General features: G+C 65.1%; 13 protein-coding genes. 4 read left to right on the forward strand and 9 right to left on the reverse strand.

Translation table 11 applies throughout. The features are described from left to right. Positions 1 to 43: 43 nt before the first annotated feature. From L610_RS01635 to L610_RS01650, 4 genes are all read right to left on the reverse strand, one after another. Positions 44 to 1,087, reverse strand: coding sequence for a glycine betaine/L-proline ABC transporter ATP-binding protein (locus L610_RS01635; RefSeq protein WP_024846394.1), 1,044 nt, complete (start codon positions 1,085 to 1,087; stop codon positions 44 to 46). Then, positions 1,080 to 1,967: a proline/glycine betaine ABC transporter permease gene (locus L610_RS01640; protein ID WP_144701931.1), complete on the reverse strand. Its 888-nt coding sequence runs from the start codon at positions 1,965 to 1,967 to the stop codon at positions 1,080 to 1,082. The genes L610_RS01635 and L610_RS01640 overlap by 8 nt, the downstream gene beginning before the upstream one ends. 117 nt (positions 1,968 to 2,084) lie before the next feature. Beyond that, on the reverse strand, positions 2,085 to 3,065 hold the full coding sequence (locus tag L610_RS01645) for an ABC transporter substrate-binding protein (protein ID WP_144701934.1): 981 nt from the start codon (positions 3,063 to 3,065) through the stop codon (positions 2,085 to 2,087). A gap of 113 nt (positions 3,066 to 3,178) precedes the next feature. Then, entirely contained in the window at positions 3,179 to 4,249 is a 1,071-nt protein-coding gene (locus L610_RS01650; RefSeq protein ID WP_024846391.1) for a GlxA family transcriptional regulator, read from the reverse strand. A 135-nt stretch (positions 4,250 to 4,384) separates the two neighbouring features. On the opposite strand from L610_RS01650, the gene L610_RS01655 reads away from it, so the two are divergent. Then, complete coding sequence (locus L610_RS01655; RefSeq protein ID WP_144701937.1) at positions 4,385 to 5,413, forward strand: GlxA family transcriptional regulator; 1,029 nt, start codon at positions 4,385 to 4,387, stop codon at positions 5,411 to 5,413. 406 nt (positions 5,414 to 5,819) lie between these two features. On the opposite strand, the gene L610_RS01660 is transcribed toward L610_RS01655, so the two are convergent. The 4 genes from L610_RS01660 to L610_RS01675 all read right to left on the reverse strand — a co-directional run bounded on the left by L610_RS01660 (position 5,820) and on the right by L610_RS01675 (position 8,627). Continuing rightward, the gene (locus tag L610_RS01660; RefSeq protein ID WP_024846389.1) at positions 5,820 to 6,107 is read right to left on the reverse strand and encodes a GIY-YIG nuclease family protein; all 288 of its coding nucleotides are present in this window, start codon (positions 6,105 to 6,107) and stop codon (positions 5,820 to 5,822) included. A 155-nt stretch (positions 6,108 to 6,262) separates the two neighbouring features. Beyond that, positions 6,263 to 6,967: a hypothetical protein gene (locus tag L610_RS01665; RefSeq protein ID WP_024846388.1), complete on the reverse strand. Its 705-nt coding sequence runs from the start codon at positions 6,965 to 6,967 to the stop codon at positions 6,263 to 6,265. 1 nt (position 6,968) lies between these two features. Beyond that, on the reverse strand, positions 6,969 to 7,637 hold the full coding sequence (locus tag L610_RS01670) for an SMC-Scp complex subunit ScpB (protein WP_024846387.1): 669 nt from the start codon (positions 7,635 to 7,637) through the stop codon (positions 6,969 to 6,971). Positions 7,638 to 7,640: 3 nt separating this feature from the next. Beyond that, a complete protein-coding gene (locus tag L610_RS01675; RefSeq protein ID WP_144701940.1) occupies positions 7,641 to 8,627 on the reverse strand; it encodes a DUF1403 family protein in 987 nt (328 codons plus the stop codon). Between the two features lie 316 nt (positions 8,628 to 8,943). On the opposite strand from L610_RS01675, the gene L610_RS01680 reads away from it, so the two are divergent. The 3 genes from L610_RS01680 (at position 8,944) to lepA (ending at position 11,461) form a co-directional block, all read left to right on the forward strand. Then, positions 8,944 to 9,153: a cold-shock protein gene (locus L610_RS01680; protein WP_024846385.1), complete on the forward strand. Its 210-nt coding sequence runs from the start codon at positions 8,944 to 8,946 to the stop codon at positions 9,151 to 9,153. A gap of 115 nt (positions 9,154 to 9,268) precedes the next feature. Then, on the forward strand, positions 9,269 to 9,508 hold the full coding sequence (locus L610_RS01685) for a hypothetical protein (RefSeq protein ID WP_144701943.1): 240 nt from the start codon (positions 9,269 to 9,271) through the stop codon (positions 9,506 to 9,508). A 144-nt stretch (positions 9,509 to 9,652) separates the two neighbouring features. After that, on the forward strand, positions 9,653 to 11,461 hold the full coding sequence (lepA, locus tag L610_RS01690; protein ID WP_024846383.1) for a translation elongation factor 4: 1,809 nt from the start codon (positions 9,653 to 9,655) through the stop codon (positions 11,459 to 11,461). 139 nt (positions 11,462 to 11,600) lie between these two features. Here the strand turns inward: lepA and L610_RS01695 are convergent, their stop codons facing one another. Then, entirely contained in the window at positions 11,601 to 12,311 is a 711-nt protein-coding gene (locus L610_RS01695; RefSeq protein WP_144701946.1) for a hypothetical protein, read from the reverse strand. Positions 12,312 to 12,425: the final 114 nt, after the last annotated feature.

Consider the following 12,425-nt stretch of genomic DNA (forward strand, 5'->3'; position numbering starts at 1 on the left):
CGGCTTCGCCGCCCGCCGGCAATGGCCGGGATCGCAGCGAGCGCTAGGCCACCTTGGTGACCATTGCCTCCATCAGCTTCTGCTGGGTGAGCACGCCAAGCGGACGGCCGTCGCCAGAGACGACGGTGAGCCGGTCGGTATCGGACTGCAGCAGGATGCGCGCGGCATCCTCAAGCAGCGTTCCCTCGGTCGCCGTCACGCCCTGCGGCGCCTCGCCCGCTGCCAGCGGCGTCATGATCGTCTGTACCTCGACCACGCGGCCGCGGTTCACATGCTCAACGAAGCTCATGATGTAGTCGTTCGCCGGCTTCAGCACGATTTCCTGGCCGGTGCCCTGCTGGATCACCTCGCCGTCGCGCAAGATGGCGATGCGGTCACCGAGGCGAAGCGCCTCGTCGAGGTCGTGGGTGATGAAGACGATCGTCTTGCGGATCTCCTTCTGCAGGTCGAGCAGGATCGTCTGCATGTCCACGCGGATCAGCGGGTCGAGCGCGGAAAATGCCTCGTCCATCAGGAGGATCGGCGCGTCGTTGGTCAGCGCGCGGGCAAGGCCGACGCGCTGCTGCATGCCGCCCGACAGCTGGTTCGGATAGCTTTTCTCGAAGCCGTTGAGACCGACGCGCGAGAGCCAGTGCATCGCGGCTTCCACCTGCTTCGCACGCGGTACGCCCTGGATTTCGAGCCCGTAGACAGTGTTTTCGAGCACGTTGCGATGCGGCAGCAGCGCGAACTTCTGGAACACCATCGCCGTCTTGTGGCGGCGGAATTCGCGCAGCTCCCGCGGCGACATCTTCACCACGTCCTCGTTACCGACCAGCACCTCGCCGCGCGTCGGCTCGATCAGCCGGTTGATGTGGCGGATCAGCGTCGACTTCCCCGAGCCCGACAGCCCCATGATGACCTGGATGCAGCCGGCCGGCATCGCAATGTTGATGTCCTTGAGGCCAAGGACGTGGCCGTACTTCTCGTTGAGCTCCGTCTTGGTGATGCCCTGGTCGAGCAGGGGGGCGAGCTCGTTCGCTTTTGGCCCGAAGATCTTGGACAGCCCCCTGATCTCGATGCCGTGGTCGTTGCGCGGGTCAGCCATGTACGATTTCCAGATGCTTTTGCAGACGCTTGCCGAATGCCTGGCTGACGCGATCGAAAATGATGGCGATGCCGACGATGGCGAGGCCGTTTAAAATGCCGAGCGTGAAATACTGGTTGTTGATCGCGCGTAGCACCGGCTGGCCGAGGCCCTGGACGCCGATCATCGAGGCGATGACCACCATCGCCAGCGCCATCATGATGGTCTGGTTGATGCCGGCCATGAKGGKGGGCAGCGCCAGCGGCAGCTGCACGTTCTTCAGCTTCTGCCAGCTGGAGGAACCGAAGGCGTCGGCGGCTTCCAGCACGTCGCGGTCGACGAGGCGAATGCCGAGATTGGTCAGGCGGATCATGGGCGGGATCGCGTAGATCACCACCGCGATCAGGCCCGGCACGCGGCCGATGCCGAGCAGCATGACCACCGGGATCAGGTAGACGAAGCTCGGCAGCGTCTGCATGACGTCGAGGATCGGGTTGATGACGTTGCGGACGCGATCCGAGCGCGCCATCAGGATGCCGATCGGAATGCCGAGGGCTATGGCCAGCACCGTGCACACCAGGATCATCGAGATGGTCCGCATCGTGTCGTCCCACATGTCGAACATGCCGATCAGCAGGAGCGTGATCATGCTGCCGAGGACGATCCAGATGCTGCGGCTGGCGAACCAGGCAATGGCGGCGATCACGAGGAGGACGATCGGCCAGGGCGTGTTGAGCATCAGCCGCTCGGCCCAGACAAGGAAGACGCGGAGCGGATCAAACACCGCTTCCAGCTGGTCGCCGTAGTTTCGTGTGAAGACGCGAAAGCCGTCGTCGATGGTTCGCCGCATATCGCGCAGGAAATTGTCGCTGAGATGCGGGAAAGACCAGAACCAGTCCATGAATATCCCCTCGGTGCCCTTCCGGCCCGCATGGCGGGCCGGACCAGTGCGCCAGTCTTGTATGCGAATGCGAGACGGCGGACTGCGCCAGGCACAATCCGCCGTCGGTCAGTTCGATCAGAGAGCTGCCTTGATCTTCTCGGCAACCTCCGGGCTCACCCACGTCGTCCAGACATCCTCATTGTTTTCGAGGAAGTGGCGGGCGCCGTCCTCACCGGTTGCCTGGTTGTCGGTCATCCACGCCATCAGCGCGTTGACGGTGGCGTTCTTCCAGGAACGGTTGTTGAGGTAGCCCATGATCTCCTCGCCGGCGCGCTCGGCGAACTTCGGCGTCACGAGGGTCTGGACCGTGTCTGCCGGCCACTCGTTCTTCTTCGGGTCAGGGCAGTCGGCAACGGTGTTGCAGCGCTTCCACTCAGCCTCGTCGAACGGCACGCCGTGGCCGAGCTTCACCATCTCGTAACGGCCGAGCAGCGCGGTCGGCTCCCAGTAGTAGCCGATCCAGCCCTGCTTGCGCTCGTAGGCGCCGGCGGACGAACCGGTGTCGACGAGGTTGAAGCCGGCTTCCTCGGCGCCGTAGGCCTTGTAGAACTGGGTGGTCACGAGCGTGCCGCCCCAGCCCTGCGGGCCATTGTGAACCGCGCCCTTGCTCGGATCTTCCGGATCCGGGAACAGTTCCGGATGCTTCAGCGCGTCGTCGATCGTCTTGATGTCGGGATTTTCGTCGACGATGAACTTCGGCACCCACCAGCCGGAAACGCCGCCGTCCGAAAGCGCCAGCGCAGCCTTGATGAGGCGGCCTTCAGAGACGCCCTTGTTGACGACTTCCGGGATGAAGTCGATCCAGCCTTCCGGCGCGATGTCCGGCTCGCCCTTCTCGATCATCGACGTGATGGTCGGAACCGTGTCGCCGACGATGATCTGCGCGTTGCAGCCATAGCCGTTGTTAAGGATGAACTGGTCGACCGCGGCAAGTACCTCGGCGCTCTGCCAGTTCATGCTGGCAATCGTCACGTCGCCGCACTCGGCGGACGCGCTCGATACCCCCATAACGCCCAGCCCGAGAGCCAGACAGGTGGTCGCCAGTAAATGCTTCATATTTCAGCCTCCTGATGCGGTAGTTCCCCGAAATCCTGCCCGCGATACCGCCCCCGCAAGCAGCATGACTCCTTCCCGGCACGATGGCAAAGGCTGCACCGTGCTCCGGCCATTCAGGCCGCGTTTTCCATCAGCGCCTCGATGCGGGCGGCCGGCTTGCGCATCCGCCGAGGCTTGTCGCTCCATGTTGCCGGAGCGGTATCGATCCGCATGCTGCGCGTTTCCTGCGGCGAGCAGTGGAATGTCTCGCGATAGCAGCGGGAAAAGTGCGACGCCGAGAGGAAGCCGCTGGCGATCGCCACCTCGACGATCGGGATCGACGTTTGCAGCAGCAAAAGCCGCGCGCGCTCGAGCCTAAGCTTCACATAATAGCGGGCCGGCGAACAGCCCATTTCGGCCCGGAACAGCCGTTCGATCTGCCGCCGCGACAGCTTTGACGTGGTCGCCAGCTTGTCGATCTGGATCGGGTCGCTGAGATTGTTCTCCATCTTCTCGACCAGTTCCTTCACCACGGGGTGGATGTCACCCACCCGCTTGGCGAAGGGCAGGCGCTGGCGCTCGGTGGCCGAGCGCACCCGGTCGACCAGCGCGCGCTCGCAGATGCCGGCAACGACCGCGTCGCCATGATCGCCTTTCACGACCTCCGCCATCATGTCGAAGGCAGCCGTCCCACCGGCGCAGGTGTGTACGCCTCCATCGGCGTCGAAAAGCCGGAGCGACACCTGGCTGGAGCGGAACTGCTCGGTGAAGCCCGGAAAATTCTCCCAGTGGATGGTGCAGCGGCGATCGGCCAAAAGGCCCGCGCGGGCCAGGATATGCGCGCCATTGCAGATGCCGGCGACGGCGACGCCGCGCTGGCGGCATTCGCGCAGCCAGGCTTCGAGGTTCCTGTCGCAATGCTCCTCGACACGCTTGCCGCCGCAGACCACCGCCATGAACGGCCGCTCCATCCGCGCGAGCGCCGCGCGCTCTTCAGCCACCGAACCGTCGACGTCGAGGGTCAGCCCGCAGCTTGCACGCACCTTGTTTCCGTCTGCGGAAGCAAGGCGCCAGCTGTAGACTTCCTCTCCCAGCGTCTCATTGGCGAGGCGCAGCACCTCGATCGCCGAGGTAAAGGCGAGCATGGTAAAGTCTGGCACCAGATAGAAAACGAACAGCCGTCGCGTCTTCTCCGTCCTGTCCATGGCTTTGTCCCCTGGCGGCCTTCGAGCTCTTTGGCGGGTGTGCCGCTTCTGCAACTTTTTCACGAGTATTGACGCAGCGTTGTCAGATGCAAAGAATGTTCGCGACGTTTTGCCGGTACAAATGAGACAGAGCCCATGCCAGCACCCCGATCCGCTCCCTTGCGGCGCCTGAACGAGCCGGAGCCCGCGGCAACGCCGCGCCTCAATGTCGGCTTCGTGCTGTCATGGCGCTTCACGCTCTGCGCCTTCGCCAACTTTCTCGACGTGCTGCGCCTTGCCGCTGACGAGGGCGATCGCAGCCGTCCGATCCACTGCAGCTGGAAGGTGATCGCGCCCAACATGCAGCCGATCCCCTCGAGTTCGGGCGTCGAGATCCAGCCGCAGGAAACCTTTGGCGACCCCACCCGCTTCGACTACATCGTCGTCGTGGGTGGCCTGCTCGACGAGGCCGACCGTAATGCCGACCAGATCGATGCCTTCCTGCGCCAGGCGTCCGCCGCCGGCGTGCCGCTCGTTGGACTCTGCACCGGCACCTTTATCCTCTTCCGCGCCGGGCTGATGAAGGGCCGCCGCGGCTGCGTCTCGTGGTTCCATCACAAGGAGTTTCTCGACCAGTTCGACGGGCTTACCCCAGTCTCCGACCAGATTTTTGTTATCGACCGCGACCGGCTGACCTCGGCCGGTGGGGCGAGTACCGCGCATCTTGCCGCCTTCCTCGTCGAGCGCCACGTCGGCCGCGCGCAGGCGACGAAAAGCCTGCACATCATGATGATCCCGGAAGCGGAAAAGGGCGAGACGCCGCAGCCGGGCCTGACCCTTAATTTGCGCTCCTCAGACCCGCTGGTCAGCCGCGCGCTGCTTTTGATGCAGCAGTGCCTCGACATGCCGCTGTCGATCGAGCAGATCGCAAAGCAGCTCAATGTCGGCAAGCGCCGTCTCGAACGGCATTTTCGCGATGCGCTCAACTGCTCGCCCTTTGCCGCGTTCCTGGAGATGCGGCTGGCGCTGGTGCACCATCTCCTTGAGACCAGCGACAAGCCGATTGCCGAGATCGCGGCTGAGACCGGCTTTTGCGATTCCTCGCACCTGTCGCGCATGTTCCGCCGCCGCTACGACGTCAGCCCGCAGGAATTCCGCCGCACAAGGCTCCCGCTCGCGGCGTAGGGACGGGCGCGGCCTCGCTGGTCTTTCGCGCCGCACCCGGCAGAAACGTCGCTCTCTTCAATCGGCAAGCGCTGCCCTATGAGCCCCCACCTCCGACTTCAGCGGCCGCCCTCCCGCGCGATGGGGGGAGGCTCCAGGCGCAGGGTGGAATAGCTCGCGTCGAGCGGAAGCGTTCAGGCCTGGATGCCACGGTCAAGCCGTGGCATGACGAAGCGGAGAGGTGGAAGGGAAAACAGGAATGCGGGTGTCGGGGCGGGAAACAGGAAGAATGAGGAGCGGTTGTGGAAGGCGGCCCATTGACGATTGTCCGCAGCCTCCCTCCCATCGTCATCGTCGGGCCTGACCCAACGATCCATGCCTGAACGGTTCCACTTCGGAGCGCTGGAGAATGTAGCGCCACCCATGCTTACCACCCGATCCCGACGAGCAACTCGTTCCACTCGGGGCTCGTCTTCTCGATCAGCTTGATCTTCCACTGTCGCGGCCAGCGCTTCAGCGCCTTCTCTCGCCGGATCGCGTCGCGCATGTCGAAGTGCTCTTCGTACCAGACGAGCCGCGTGACGGCGTAACGCGCTGTGAAGCCCGGCCCGCTTCGTGCCTTGTGCTCGGGCACGCGGCGGGCGAGGTCGTTTGTGACACCAATGTAGATGGTGCCCCGCTTCTGGCTGGCGGTCATGTAGACGTAGCCGGTCATGCGTTAACGGTAGCGGATGTGCGGCCTTCCGTCATCCGGTCTGGCCCGCCGCGGGTCCTTCAGCGTTCAGGGATGGATGCCCCGGCTTGACCGTGGCATCCATCCCTGAACGATCACGAAGTGCGGGACCAGGCACGACTATCGCCGCGCCAAACCTACCCCTCGTCGTGACGGGAGCCGAGGCCAAGGCCCATCCCCATTCCCATTCCACCGCCTCCGCCAGCGCCCATGCCGCCACCGCCGCCAGAACCTCCGCCTCCTCCGCGGCCGCCTTCGCGCCCTTCGCCGCCGGAGCGCGACCGGGAGGAAGGGGAGGCCGGCCGCGTCGGGCCCTGCGACGGGATCTCGATCGAGGAGGGAACCGGCGCAAGGTCGAGCGCCTCGCGGATGAAGTCGCGCAGCGAGACGACCAGCTTGTCGGTGTAGACCGGCTTGCCGGCGACGAGGTCGCGGGTCGCGGCCGCCGCGAGCTTCACCTGCTCCTCGGTGCCAAGCAGGATGATGTCGGCAAGCGCGGCCTCCACCGCATCGCGGATGCGGCGCGCGCGGTCCGAGCCGGTAGCAGGCACGGCGAGAGCCTCTTCGTCCACCTCCTCGCCCTCGATCTCGGCCTTGCGGCGCAGGTCCCGCAGATGGGTCGGGTCGACGCTGAGCGTGCCGGTGAACGAGCCGCCAAGCGTCTTGTAGGCGGCGATCAGCGTCTTCAGCCGCTCGTTGATCTGGCGGTTGGCGCGCTGCTGCTTCTGCTGGATCGTCATCATCATGAGCAGCCGGATGCCCATGCTGATCAGCGTGATCATGGCGATGCCGAGTATGGTGAAGAGCACGCCCTGCCAGGAGCTGAAGTCGAAATACCGCACGCTATTCTCCTCCCTCGTCTTCGACCTTCAGCTGCATCAGGTCGCCGGCAAGTGCGCGGTCCTTCGACCGGAGCCCCGCATCCTCCAGCGCCTCGTAGTCCGGCAGGTCGCGCAGCGTCTCCAGCCCGAAATGGCTGAGGAACGCCTTCGTCGTGACATAGGTATAGGGCGCGCCGGGCTTTGGCGAACGGGGGCCAAAGCCGATGAAGCCGAAATTGCGCAAGCTGGCGATCAGGTCACGCGAAATCTCGCGTCCGAAGAAGGTCGACAATTCCGAGCGGGTGATCGGCTGGAAATAGGCGATGGTCATCAGCACCAGCGCCTCCGACTGGGAAAGGTCGACCGCGCGCTCGGCGGCCCCGCTCACCGTGCGGATCGCATCGGCATAGGCCGGGCGCGTGCGGTGCTGGTAGCCGCCCGCGACCTTGACGAGATCATAGGGCCGCCCGCGCAGCTCCTCGCGAATGTCCTCGATCAGAAGGTCGATGTTGCAGTTCCTGCCGACGACGCGGGCAAGGTCGGTGCGCGACACGGGCTGGCTGGCGGCGAAGATAACCGCCTCCACGCGGTTCATCCATTCGCGCCAGCGCGCCTCCGGCGGCAGGTGCTCGAGCTCGGGATCGAACAGCGGCGTGTTGCGTCCCTTTGCCCTGGTGCCGCCCGCCGCCATGCGTCAGACTCCGTAGATGCGGAAGGTGCTGCGGCCGGTGAGCTCGCGCAGCACGCCGAACGATATCAGCCGCTCGAAGATGCGGTGCATGCCCCAGCGGGTGATGCCGGTGATGTGGGTTGAGGCGGTGAGCGAGTCCTCCGTAAGCAGCTTTTCGACCACGGCGCCGGACGCCTTGGCGCGCAGCTGCGGCGCCGCCTCCAGCAACCGCTCCGCTTTGCGGCCGAGCTCTACGGACAGGTCGATGGCGCGCAGGGCAGAGCGCGCATAGGCGCCGAGCAGTTTTATCCGGCGCTCGGTGCGCACGGCTTCCGGCTCGCCGGCAACGGGCCGCGAAAAGCCGCCGCGCGCAACCTCCTGCGCGATCAGCGGCACCGCCCGCTCCCAGCCGAAGGCACGCGCAAGCATCAGGTCGCTGATAAGCGGCGCTGCTTCCGGAGCGGAGCCATGTTCCAGCGCGAGCTCGAAACTGTCGAGCACGGCGGAAATGGCGGCGGCACGGCTCGCCTGTTCATCGAGCTTTCCGGCAAGGGTTTCCGCAGCGCCGCGGCTGCGCCGGCCGAGACGGTCGAACATCGCGGCGATCGCGTCCGACGTGAGGCAGTCGCCGGGCGGCTGCCTGACAATCGTGCGCCAGGCAATCAGCACCTCGCCCGCCGGGCCCCTGGAATCGCCGGCGCGCGTCAGGTGCAGGGCATCGCGCAGCGCCTCCTCGTTTTCGATGCGGCCCATGCGGCGCACGGTCGAGGCGGCGGCGGCAAGTGCCAGCCGCTGGSGCCACAGGCCGGCCCAGATCTGGCGCCTGCGCACCATCTGGTCAAGCGCGGCAAGCGCGGTCCCGGCGACGAAGCTCGCTTCCTCCAGCGTCGCGGGCGCGCGGGCAGCCTCGCGCAGCCAGGCGGGCGCTGGCGCCACCGGCTGTTCGAGCGGGCCTGGCAGCGGCTTTGGCTTCCGGCGCCGGCGCGGTTTCTTCGGTTCTTCAGGAATCATCGGCCGCAGAATCGGTCAGGACGGCGCTTCAGGCAATGTTTGGCCGGCGTTTGCGCCGCAAAGCGCACAGCTATCTGCGCCGGAGCGAATTTTGGTGGCGCGAGGAATGCCGGCGGCAGGGGCGAAAAGATTTATTTTCCCCTGCGTCTTGTTTTGAACAAGAATGACCCCTATCTTCCACTCATCGATCTTGCTTGTTGAACTTTGTCTACGGCCTTTTGCGCCGACTACGATCTTCCTCTTTCAAATCGATCTTCCCCGCTTCCCGCAATAACGCGGCAAGCAAACGACCTGACTATTTGAAAAGGAAATCGTCATGGCTACTGGTACCGTTAAGTTCTTCAATGCCACCAAGGGTTTTGGCTTCATTCAGCCCGACAACGGCGACGCCGATGTGTTCGTTCACATCACCGCTGTTGAGCGCGCCGGCATGCGCACGCTCATCGACGGCCAGAAGATCAGCTTCGACGTCGTCGCGGACCGCCGCAGCGGCAAGAATGCAGCTGACAACCTTCAGGCTGCCTAAGGATTGCAGCTCTGATCTTTGACCACGGATGTACTGGCACTGATCAAAGAGATGCATGGGAAAGGTCGGGTTCGTCCCGGCCTTTTTGTTTTTTACGAACCGAAAGGGGATTTCCATGACCCAGCCGCTCACCGAACAGACGCTCTTCAAGCCGCAGCCGAGCAACAAGGCGCAGACGAAGGCGGACATGACCGACAGCGCCGCGCGCGCGATCATCGGCGAGGAAGCACGGCGTCGGGAGGAAAAGACGGCACGCCTTCGCGAGGCTCGCCTTGCGCGCGAAGCCGCGGCTGCGGCCGCGGCCGCCAAGCCCGCCATCGCCCCCAAGCGCCGCAAGATCAGGTCGGGGAGTTAAGGGGACGCTGCTGCGCACGCGCTCGCTCTCCGTCGAGGCGAGGGGGCCTGCCTTCTTTCGAGTTTGGTGAGGTGCGGGTTATCGCTTCGCCTCAGTGTCTGCCTCACGCTTGTTAACCCTTGCGGCCCCTGCTAAAGCGCGGGCATGAGCACACCTCTTTCGCACATCCGCAATTTCTCCATCGTCGCCCATATCGACCATGGCAAATCCACGCTGGCCGACCGGCTGATCCAGATGACCGGATCGCTGGAGGAGCGTGAGATGAAGGACCAGGTGCTCGATGCCATGGACATCGAGCGCGAGCGCGGCATCACCATCAAGGCGAACACCGTCCGCCTCGAATATGACGCGAAGAACGGCGAGCACTATGTGCTGAACCTGATCGACACGCCCGGCCACGTCGACTTCGCCTACGAGGTCTCGCGCTCGCTGGCCGCGTGCGAGGGCTCGCTGCTCGTCGTCGACGCCTCGCAGGGCGTCGAGGCGCAGACGCTCGCCAATGTCTACCAGGCGATCGACAACGACCACGAGATCGTCGTCGTCCTCAACAAGGTCGATCTGCCGGCCGCCGAGCCCGACCGCGTCAAGGAACAGGTCGAGGAGGTCATCGGCCTCGACGCCTCGGACGCCGTGCTGATCTCGGCCAAGACCGGCCTCGGCATCGACGAGGTGCTGGAGGCGATCGTCCACAAGCTGCCGGCCCCGAAGGAGGGCGACCGCAACGCCCCGCTCAAGGCGATGCTGGTCGACTCGTGGTACGACGCCTATCTCGGCGTCATCGTTCTGGTGCGCATCGTCGACGGCGTCCTGAAGAAGGGCCAGCAGATCCGCATGATGGGCACGGGCGCCAAGTACGGCGTCGACCGCGTCGGCGTCATCACCCCGAAGATGGTGATGGTCGACGAACTCGGCCCCGGCGAGATCGGCTTCATCACCGCCTCGATCAAGGAAGTCGCCGACACCCGCGTCGGCGACACGATCACCGACGACAAGCGCCCGACGGCCGCCCCGCTCCCCGGCTTCAAGCCGGCGCAGCCGGTGGTGTTCTGCGGCCTGTTCCCGGTCGACGCCGCCGACTTCGAGGCGCTGCGCACGGCGATGGGCAAGCTCCGCCTCAACGACGCCTCGTTCTCCTTCGAGATGGAGACCTCCGCCGCGCTCGGCTTCGGCTTCCGCTGCGGCTTCCTTGGCCTGCTCCACCTCGAGATCATCCAGGAGCGTCTCGAGCGCGAGTTCAACCTCGACCTCATCGCCACCGCCCCGTCGGTGGTCTACCAGCTGACCATGACGGACGGGACGACGCGCGACCTGCACAACCCGGCCGACATGCCGGACGTCGTCAAGATCGCCGAGATCCGCGAGCCGTGGATCCGCGCCACCATCATGACGCCGGACGAATATCTCGGCTCGATCCTGAAGCTCTGCCAGGAGCGCCGCGGCATCCAGGTCGACCTCTCCTATGTCGGCAAGCGCGCGATGGCGACCTACGACCTGCCGCTCAACGAGGTGGTGTTCGACTTCTACGACCGCCTGAAATCGATCTCGAAGGGCTACGCCTCGTTCGACTACCAGCTCACCGACTACCGCGAGGGCGACCTCGTGAAGATGTCGATCCTGGTCAATGAGGAGCCGGTCGACGCGCTCTCCATGCTCGTCCACCGCTCGGCGGCGGAAAAGCGCGGCCGCGCCATGTGCGAGAAGCTCAAGGAGCTGATCCCCAAGCACATGTTCAAGATCCCGATCCAGGCGGCCATCGGCGGCAAGGTCATTGCCCGCGAGACGATCTCGGCGCTACGCAAGGACGTGACGGCCAAGTGCTACGGCGGCGACGTCACCCGCAAGCGCAAGCTTCTGGAAAAGCAGAAGGAAGGCAAGAAGCGCATGCGGCAGTTCGGCAAGGTCGAAATCCCGCAAGCCGCCTTCATCGAAGCTTTGAAGATGAACGACGACTGAGAAAGAACCGAAAAAGGCCGCAACCCGGGGCCTTTTTCTTTGGCCGGGGCAGGACCCGTTTCAATCGGGCAGCACCGCGCATTCCGCGCCCGCCTGGAGCGCGGCGAAAGCGGCATCGATCTGCACAAAGAGCGGACGGTCACGACGTGTCGCGTCGCTCCAGCGCGCAAAGCGCGAGCTCGTGCGCATGCTCCAGAATGTCGTGGATCTGGTGCCGCTCGCCTGACCCTCGCGACTTGCAGAATTGCCCCGGCGGGCGGCCCGGCCGCAGCGGCGATAAGCGCCGGCCGCGCGGACTTCGCGGAGCCGGCTTTGAATCCGCTGCCTGCACGCGCATTCGCCGCCGCGCTTGCCAGCGCGCCATCCGGATGGCGAGCGGTTCGGGATCGTCGAGCGCCTTTAGCAGCGCGGAAAGCCGCGCCTTTAGCCGCGTTGCGTCGATCGGATCATCCGGCTTCGGGGCAAGGCGCGGAGCGACGGCGAACGGTGGTGTGAGGCCCGGCATCGAAATGCGCGGGACCGCAACCACGGACCGCTTGCGGCGGGCAAAACGCTTGAACCGGTCAAACAGCGGCAGCGAAAGCGGAAAGTTCTTTTGCGCTCGCACGCGATCAATCGGCCGCCAGCCATGCGGCCGCAAGGCGCTCGCCGACACCACGACATCACGCGCCAGCACGATCACCAGCCGCCGCGCCGCTGCTTCCGCCGGTCGCAGCAGCCGCAGGATGGAGCGGTGCATATGACGCGGCAGGGTTTTCTGGGCGGGCGACAGACCCGCCATCGCCACCAGCGCCGCGACGATGGCCCTGAGGGCTGAGACGTTTCGTTCAACAAGTGCCGCCGCGTCCATTCGCATCTCCTTCGGCGGGAGTGTGCAATGGGCGTGAGGGGAGGTGGATAATGGAGGCGTAACCTGCAGATTTATGACGGAACGTTTGCCTGATCTCGCATGCCGTCTCCACTC

Source organism: Aminobacter sp. J44 (genome assembly GCF_007829415.1).
In the GTDB taxonomy this organism is placed as follows: Bacteria; Pseudomonadota; Alphaproteobacteria; order Rhizobiales; family Rhizobiaceae; genus Aerobium.

What these genes read in the sequence shown, in the direction of transcription:
- L610_RS01655 (WP_144701937.1), top strand. Translation starts at nt 4,385, where the DNA reads ATGCCAGCACCCCGATCCGCTCCCTTGCGGCGCCTGAACGAGCCGGAG.
- L610_RS01660 (WP_024846389.1), bottom strand. Translation starts at nt 6,107, where the DNA reads ATGACCGGCTACGTCTACATGACCGCCAGCCAGAAGCGGGGCACCATC.
- L610_RS01645 (WP_144701934.1), bottom strand. Translation starts at nt 3,065, where the DNA reads ATGAAGCATTTACTGGCGACCACCTGTCTGGCTCTCGGGCTGGGCGTT.
- L610_RS01650 (WP_024846391.1), bottom strand. Translation starts at nt 4,249, where the DNA reads ATGGACAGGACGGAGAAGACGCGACGGCTGTTCGTTTTCTATCTGGTG.
- L610_RS01685 (WP_144701943.1), top strand. Translation starts at nt 9,269, where the DNA reads ATGACCCAGCCGCTCACCGAACAGACGCTCTTCAAGCCGCAGCCGAGC.
- lepA (WP_024846383.1), top strand. Translation starts at nt 9,653, where the DNA reads ATGAGCACACCTCTTTCGCACATCCGCAATTTCTCCATCGTCGCCCAT.
- L610_RS01670 (WP_024846387.1), bottom strand. Translation starts at nt 7,637, where the DNA reads ATGGCGGCGGGCGGCACCAGGGCAAAGGGACGCAACACGCCGCTGTTC.
- L610_RS01695 (WP_144701946.1), bottom strand. Translation starts at nt 12,311, where the DNA reads ATGGACGCGGCGGCACTTGTTGAACGAAACGTCTCAGCCCTCAGGGCC.
- L610_RS01635 (WP_024846394.1), bottom strand. Translation starts at nt 1,087, where the DNA reads ATGGCTGACCCGCGCAACGACCACGGCATCGAGATCAGGGGGCTGTCC.
- L610_RS01680 (WP_024846385.1), top strand. Translation starts at nt 8,944, where the DNA reads ATGGCTACTGGTACCGTTAAGTTCTTCAATGCCACCAAGGGTTTTGGC.